Raw genomic sequence first — 7,488 nt, forward strand, 5'->3', positions numbered from 1 at the left:
GGTCACCGACATCACCGGGATCATCGATCTGCGGGACTATCTCGAGCACCTGCACGGCGAGGCGGAGGTGCGCTACCGCAAGGGAATGCCGGTCGGCACGGCCCGCGTTCCCTCGTTCACGCGCGGCTTCCGGACTTCGCGAGCACGTCGCCCAGGGCGTCCATCAGCTCGTACGGCAGCGAGTAGGAGCCGACGTGCTGCACCAGCAGACCGGTGACGCCGAGCGCGCCCAGCTCGACGAGCCGGGCACCGATCTCGTCGACCGTGCCGAACAGGCAGAACGCCTGCGCGAACCGCACGGCCGCCTCGTCGCTGACCCAGCGGCCCGCCACCTCCACGGCCAGGTCCCAGTCCTCGGCGTGGATCAGGTCCGGGTAGACCTCACCCTCGTCGAACTCCTCGGGCACGTCCACCTCGATCCCGGCGAGCGCCAGCGAGGTCCGGCCACCGTGGCGGGCGATGGTCGCGCAGACGGGCTTGAGGATCCGGGCGTCCCGCTCGACGTCGTCCGTGACGTGGCAGTAGGCGGAGGCGGTGACCTGTACATCCGCCGGGTCGCGGCCCACCGACCGCGCCCCCTCCCAGACCCGGTCGAGGCTGTCGGTCAGGTTGGCGGGGGCGATCCCGCTGAGCAGGATCACCCCGTCCGTCGCCTCACCCGCGTACCGCAGGTTCTTCGGGCCGCTGGCGGCGAGGTGGACGGGCACGGCGGGCCCCGGGTCGCGCAGGCGCGAGCGCGTGGAGCCGTAGTCCCACTCCTCACCGCGCAGCAGCGTCCGGACCTGCGCCAGGCGCTCGGTCAGTTCGGCCCTGGTGCTGGAGCGCAGGCCGACCGGTCCCACCGAGCTGTTGCCCACGCCCACGCCCAGGTGGAAGCGGCCGGGAGCCAGTTCGGCGATGCTGCGGGCGGCCGAGGCCACGACCGCGGGATGCCGGGTGACCAGGTTGGTGACCGCCGTGCCGAGGTCGATGCGCTCGGTGCGAAGGGCCACCGCCGCGAGCGCGGTGAAGGCGTCACGCCACAGCAGCTGGGAGTCGGGCAGCCACACGTTGTCGAAGCCGAGTCGCTCGGCGTGCCTGGCCGCGTCGGCGATCCGGTCGATCCGGTCGCAGGGCGGAAGCCGGATGCCCAGGCGCGGCATCGCGCCGCCGCTCACGCGCCGTCCCCGAGGAAGGCCAGGTTGAGCTCGTTGAACCGCTCCGAGTGCTCGTGCTGGGGCCAGTGGCCGCACTCACCGAAGATCTCCAGGCGGGAGCCGGGGATGCTCTCGTTCATGCGGTGCGCCTCGGGGATGTCGCCGAACGGGTTCTGCGCACCCCACACGATCAGCGTCGGCGCGGTGATACGTGCCATCTGCTCGGGACTGAGCAGGTCCTCGCGGCGGTTCTCGATCTCCTGCAGGCACAGCAGGTTGCCGACCCGCCTGACGAAGTCGGGGCGGTGGTAGATGTCATGCCTGACCTGGACGAGCTCCTCGGAGACATCCTTGGCCGGGTTGTGCATCAGCAGGTGCAGCCGCTTGCGGGTCAGGTCGATGTCGTCGGTCTCCACGGCCAGCCGGGTGCTGGTCTTGATCCGCGCCATCACCTCGGGGTTGGCCACCGTGCCACCGGGGGCGACCAGGGTGAGCTTGCCGACCCGCTCGGGGTGGTCGGCGGCGAGACGCCCCGCCACCCAGCCGCCCAGCGACTCTCCCACGAAGTGGGCCCGCTCCGCGCCGATGGCGTCCAGGTAGGCGAGCACGTGCTCCACATAGCGGGGGATGCGGTAGGGCTCGTCGATGCCGTCGGTGTAGCCGTGGCCGACCATGTCGATGGCGTGGAAGGCGTAACCACCGGCCACATGTGCCGGGAGGTTGCGGATGAACGCCTCCAGGTGGCCGCTGGTGCCGTGCAGGAACAGCACGGGCTCACCAGTGCCGGCCTGCAGCGCCCGGGTCCTGACGCCTCCGGCGTCCACGTACTTGAGCGTGTGCTCTACGCCGGTCAGATCGGTCCAGATACTCATCTGCGTCATGCCTTTCTTTGGAACACGGTTCTGGTGGGTCGGTACAACGTGCTCAGAGGGGGTCAGTCGCCTGGGAGCGGCTCAAGGGCCGCGACCGCCATGCCGGTGATCCATTTGTCGATCGGCTCGTAGGCGAGGACCCGTCCCTTGGCGGGTCCGACCGCCCTGGACATCGCCACCCAGCTCCGGATCTCCTGCGCCCCGTTGCCGGCCTCCGCCTCGATCTCCGCCGCGCTCTTGGCGAGGATCTCCGACAGGTCGCCTTCCAGGAGCAGTTCCAGGAACCGGCGGTCGAACTCGGGGTTGATGTCCGACTCGGCGGCCAGGATGATCTGCCTGCGCCGTACCTCGTAGTCCTTCCAGGAGTCTCGGCCGTTCAGCCACGCCTCGACGAGGAAACGGTCGTCGTCCGACATCGCGGAGAACCACTTGGGCCACGGCAGGCGGTGCGAGAGCCCACCGGAGGCGACCACCAGGACCCGCTTGTCCTGCCCGTCGGACTCGATGGCCCGGCGCAGCTCGGCACCGAAGGCGTCGCAGCGCGCGAGTGACGGCAACGGGGGGGCGAACATGTTCATGACGACCGGCACGATGGGCACGTCGAGGTCGGGCAGCAGGTACTGCAGGGCGTGGGTGATGCCGTGGTCGACCTGGAGCCGCAGCGAGAACGCGGCGTCGAAGTCCGCGTCCGACAGCGACCACATCAGCTTCCTGGCGAGCTCGGTGTCGACCGGGAGCGGACCGCCGGGGGTGCCCGACTCGCCGCTGCCGACACACTCGGCGACTCCCACGGTGAAGGCCGGCATCAGATCGAGGAAGAACCCCCGGAAGTGGTTCGATCCGATGACCACCACGGCGTCGGGTCTGGCCGCCTCAACGAGTTCGCGCGCCTCGCCCAGGCCTGCCCGGAAGCGCTGGGCGTCCTCTTGGTGGGCGACCTCGTCCCAGTTGGTGTTCATGAGCGTGCTATGCGAAGCGCCGATTCCCAGGACGATGCGACTCATGCGGTGATGCCCACTTCTTCTCGTGTACGGGTGCAGGTGTTGACGACGGTGCGGAGCACGTGGCGGGTCAACCTGCGCATCTCACGCAGGTCGGCCACGTTCATTCCGGAGGGGAAGTCCACCGGTAGCGGGCCTTCCGGCCCGACCCTGGTCATGCCGATGCGAGCGGTCGGAAGTCCCCGGCCGCGCAGGATGTTGGCGTCGGTGGCCCCGCTGTTGGCCAGGATCGGCTCGTGCGGCCGGCCCTCCTCCGCCTCCCACGCCTCCACCGCCGACCGGACGATCCAGTCGTCGGCGGATGTCGCGGTACCGGGGATGGACAGGACCATCTCCCACTCCACGTCCAGTTCGGGGTGGGCCGCCCTGATCCGCTCCACGGCCGCACCGAACTCACGCCTGACGCTCGCGGGTGTGCTGCGAGGGCTGGTACGCAGGTCGATCATGAACCGGCACAGCGCAGGTGCCACGGCCGGCATCCGCATCCAGCCGCCCTCGATGGCGCCGATGTTGCCCTGCGGGGCGACCGTGTCATGGGTGTGGCGGGCCGTGTACTCGGCGAACCACGACTCCAGCTCGGCGGCGACGACGCCGGCCCCGAGGATCGCGTTGCGGTAGTCGATGCGGTGGCGGCTGCCGACGTAGCTGTAGCTGCCGCGCACCCGCACCTCGAACCAGCACAGGCCGACCTCCTCCCAGGCCACCGCCCAGCCCGGCTTGGCCAGCAGCGCGAAGTCGGCCCAGACCCCCTGTTCGAGCATGAAGGAGCACCCGTTGCCCTGGCCCGCGTTGTAGCGGCGGACGTGGGGGGCGGTGCGTTTGTTGGTGGGCATGCCTCCCGCGCCGAGCCCGACGATCACGTCACCGCGCAGCGGCACGCCTGCCCGTTTCAGCGCCTCGGCGGCGGCTACCAGGCAGGCACCGTGCCCCTTGGGGTTGCTGGCGCCGAGCCCGATGACGTACGGGCCCTGCCGCACCGCCTTCGGCCGCAGGTCGTGGCGGAGCGTGTCGCCCACCCAGGGGACGTCCTCGGACTCCTCGCCCACGGTCAGCGTGTCGATGGGGGCGTAGAGCAACAGGTCCGGGCCACTGCCGTCACCGCGCAGCCGTCCCACCGCGTTTCCCTGCGTGTCGTCGACGGGCTGGTAGACGGCCTCCAGGCCGGAGCCGGCCATGGTCGCGGTGAGCCACCGGGCCAGCTCGGCCTCCTCTCCGGTCGGGCTGGCGATGTCCGTCATGCCCATGACGATCTCGGCGAGCCTGTCGGTGTCGAGCGCGGCCTCGGCGGCCCTCACCCACTCCAGCCGCTGCTCGTCGAGCGCGGTGTCGGGCGGGTGCCCGCCGCGCGGATCACTCACGGTCATCGAATCTCCTTGACTGTGGAGACCCCGAGCTTTGGCTCTGGGGAGGAGGTCAACGGTCGGTTCCTCTCTCGGGCAAGATGCATGTCATCAGGAAGGGGACAGCAGGCGTTCGGCCGCCGTCTCGGCGAGCCCGGCCATGGCGTCGAGCTTCCAGCCGTTGCCGGGAAGCGGGTGCGCGTGCCGGGTGAGCTGGTCGTCCACGATCTCGCGCAGGCGCGCCGCGGCACCCGCTCCTGTCTCCGTACCGTCCAGGGCTCGCTCGACGGCGTGCGGGCGCCACGGGGTGGGGGCCAGCGCGCCGAGTACGACGCGGGTGTCCCGCCAGTGGGTGATCCGCTCTCCCGGCACGGCCCTGGTGGAGATCGCGACCGAGACGACCGCGAAGTCCCCCTCCCACAGGGCGAGCTTCTCGAACACGCAGGCGCGCCCGGCCGCCTCCTCGGGGATGGTGATCGAGACCAGGAGCTCGCCGTCCTTCAGACCCGTCTCCCCCGGTCCGGTGTACAGCTCCACCAGCGGCACCGCCCGGGTGCGCACGCCGTCGGCGATCTCGGCCACGGCGTCCAGCGCGATCAGCACCGTCGCCAGGTCGGAGGGGGTGACCGCCTGGCAGCGGTGCCCGTCCACGGCGGCGTGCTGGAAGCGATGATCGCCGAGAATCGCGTAGCAAGGGCTGGTCGCGCCGTTGCGCTTGTAGCAGGGGAAGTCGTTGCGGAAGAACCAGCAGCGCTTGGCCTGCAGCAGGTTCCCCGCGACGGTGGCCGCGGCGCGAAGCTGCGGCGAGGCGATGGTCTCGATCGCCTCTCTCAGCGCGGGCAGCCGCTCCCCCAACTCCTCGGCCACCTCGGCGAGGGTGACGGCGCCGCCGATGACGATGCCGGTGCCCGGTGCGCCGGTGATGCCGCGCATACCGGGGATCCGGGCCGTCGACACCAGCACGGCGGGGGCGATCAGCCGCTGGCGGCGGCTCGGCAGCACGTCGCTGCCGCCTCCGTACGCGATGGCGCCCTCGCTCAGTGCGCCGCACGCGTCGGCCACCGACTCGGGCCTGCGCACCTCGCCGATCTCCGGAGCCGGGCCCACCTTGTCGTCGAGCCTGCCGTAGCGCCCGAACCTGGTGCCCCAGCGATCCAGCAGGGTGTGGACGCCCCTGGGGTACAGCGCCCGCAGCAGCGCGATCCACCAGCGGCTCGGCCGCCGCCACAACCGGTGGTCACGCCGGCGCCCCTCCTTGGCGGCGAGTGCCGTCAGGACCTTGTCCGGGGTGATCGGCAGCTCCCTGATGCGGACGCCGACCGCGTCGTATACCGCGTTGGCGATGGCCGCGCCGGGCGGGATGATCGGGATCTCACCGATGCTCTTGGCGCCGTACGGGCCCGCGTCGTCGTGTCCCTCGACGATGACCGGCCTGATCCGCGGCACGTCCGCGGCCCGGGGTAGCGCGTAGTTGATGAACGCGGGGTTGGCCACCCGGCCGTCCGTCCGGACGACCTCCTCGCCCAGCGCGCCACCGATGCCGTGCACCGCACCGCCGATGATCTGGCCCTCGACCATGGTCGGGTTGATGGCCCGCCCGACGTCGTGGGCGGCGACGTAATCGACGACCTTCACCTTGCCGGTCCGCCGGTCGACCTCCACCTCGGCGCCGTGCGCCGCGAAGGAGTAGGTGGGAGAGAGGTTCGCCCGGTCCTCGCCGGGGGCGATCATCTCGGTGCCGTCCACCCGGTAGTGGCTCTGGTGGGTCAGGGTCTCGCCGTTGAGCCGGACGAGGTCGGCGATGGTGATCTCCTCACCGCCCCCGTGTGCGGAGCCGTCGCGCAGCTCGACCTCCTCCGGGGCACATCCCAGCTTGTCAGCGGCCAGCTCGCGCAGCCGTTCGGCCACGGCGGCCGCCGCCTCGCCGGTCGCCATGCCGGACATGTGGGTGGCGCGCGAGGACCACGCGCCGAGGTCGAGCGGGGTCAGCTCGCCGTCCATGGAGAGCACGTCCACCCGCTCCAGCGGCAGGCCCAGCTCCTGCGCGGTGATCTGCGCCAGAATCGTGTTCTGGCCGGTGCCGGCGTCGGAACCGCCGAACCGTACCCGGGCCCGCCCGTCCTCGAAGACGTCGACGGCGGCCTCGCTCAGGTTGGCGAACTCGTAGGCGTAGGCACCCGAGCCGTGTGCGGCGCACGAGACACCGAGCCCACGCCCCGGCCTCCTGTCGGCGCGTTTGGCGTCCCAGTCGAGCTCGGCGCGGACCACGTCCAGGCACTCCACCAGCGCGCTCGTGGTGAGGCGGTAACCGCACAGCGTCTCGGTGTACGGCTCGACCGCGTTGAGCCTGCGGATGTCGATGGGGTCCATACCAAGCTTCTCGGCGATCTCGTCGATCTGGCTCTCCATGGCCAGGGCCACCTGCGGCGTCCCGTACCCCCGGTACTGGCCGCCGGGCTGGGTCGCGGTGTCCACCAGCCGCGCGTCGAAGCGGACGCCGTCCACCTGGTAGACCGAGCCGAGCGTGATCACTCCGACGCGCATCACCGAGGAGCCCATGTGCGAGTACGCGCCGTTGTCGACGTTGAGCTCGGTCTCGAAGGCGCGCAGCCGCCCATCGGCGTCGGCGTAGGTGCGCAACCGCGTCTCGAAGCGGTGCCTCGGCTTGTTGGCCGCGAACTCCTCCTCGCGGGTCAGCGCGAGCAGCACGGGCCGCCCGCTCTTACGGGCCAGCGCGGCGGCCAGCACCTCGTGCTCGGAGGCCTTGGACTTGGAACCGAAACTGCCGCCGGTGGCCACCTCACGGCAGATCACCTGCTCACGCTCCAGGCCGAGCAGGTGGGCGACCTCCTTGACGACGAAGTACGGCGAGTGGGTGGAGGTCCACAGTTCCATGATCTCGTGCTCGGAGTCCCACCGGGCGAGCGTGGTGTTGGGTTCCATACAGGCGTGCACGACGCTCGGGTAGACGAAGTTCCCCTCGGTCATGACCGTCGCCGCGGCGATCCCCGCGGCCGGATCGCCCCACGTGCTGTTCCACCGGGTCCTCAGGTCGAGCTCCGGTGCGTTCGCCATGGCGATCACCTGACCGGTCGGCACGTCCAGCACGATGGCGCTGCCGGTGCGCGACCCGGTGGCC

Annotated in this window: 5 protein-coding genes; all 5 read right to left on the reverse strand. The window is 71.0% G+C overall.

Going from position 1 to position 7,488, the window contains the following annotated elements:
- Window positions 1–116: 116 nt before the first annotated feature.
- On the reverse strand, window positions 117–1,157 hold the full coding sequence (locus ABZ260_RS42385) for an LLM class flavin-dependent oxidoreductase (protein ID WP_355629122.1): 1,041 nt from the start codon (window positions 1,155–1,157) through the stop codon (window positions 117–119).
- Window positions 1,154–2,017, reverse strand: coding sequence for an alpha/beta fold hydrolase (locus ABZ260_RS42390; protein WP_355629125.1), 864 nt, complete (start codon window positions 2,015–2,017; stop codon window positions 1,154–1,156). Before ABZ260_RS42390 ends, ABZ260_RS42385 begins: the two co-directional genes overlap by 4 nt.
- Window positions 2,018–2,070: 53 nt before the next feature.
- Window positions 2,071–3,012: an AmmeMemoRadiSam system protein B gene (gene amrB / locus ABZ260_RS42395; RefSeq protein ID WP_355629128.1), complete on the reverse strand. Its 942-nt coding sequence runs from the start codon at window positions 3,010–3,012 to the stop codon at window positions 2,071–2,073.
- Window positions 3,009–4,373: a hypothetical protein gene (locus ABZ260_RS42400; RefSeq protein WP_355629131.1), complete on the reverse strand. Its 1,365-nt coding sequence runs from the start codon at window positions 4,371–4,373 to the stop codon at window positions 3,009–3,011. Before ABZ260_RS42400 ends, amrB begins: the two co-directional genes overlap by 4 nt.
- A gap of 87 nt (window positions 4,374–4,460) precedes the next feature.
- The coding region (locus ABZ260_RS42405; RefSeq protein ID WP_355629133.1) for a molybdopterin cofactor-binding domain-containing protein at window positions 4,461–7,488 on the reverse strand (3,028 nt) is incomplete at its 5' end.

The sequence above is a fragment of the Streptosporangium sp. NPDC006013 genome (assembly GCF_040614275.1).
In the GTDB taxonomy this organism is placed as follows: domain Bacteria; phylum Actinomycetota; class Actinomycetes; order Streptosporangiales; family Streptosporangiaceae; genus Streptosporangium.

Bases quoted from the DNA above. Each gene is read 5' to 3' on its own strand.
- ABZ260_RS42390 (WP_355629125.1), bottom strand. From the start codon at position 2,017: ATGACGCAGATGAGTATCTGGACCGATCTGACCGGCGTAGAGCACACG.
- amrB (WP_355629128.1), bottom strand. From the start codon at position 3,012: ATGAGTCGCATCGTCCTGGGAATCGGCGCTTCGCATAGCACGCTCATG.
- ABZ260_RS42400 (WP_355629131.1), bottom strand. From the start codon at position 4,373: ATGACCGTGAGTGATCCGCGCGGCGGGCACCCGCCCGACACCGCGCTC.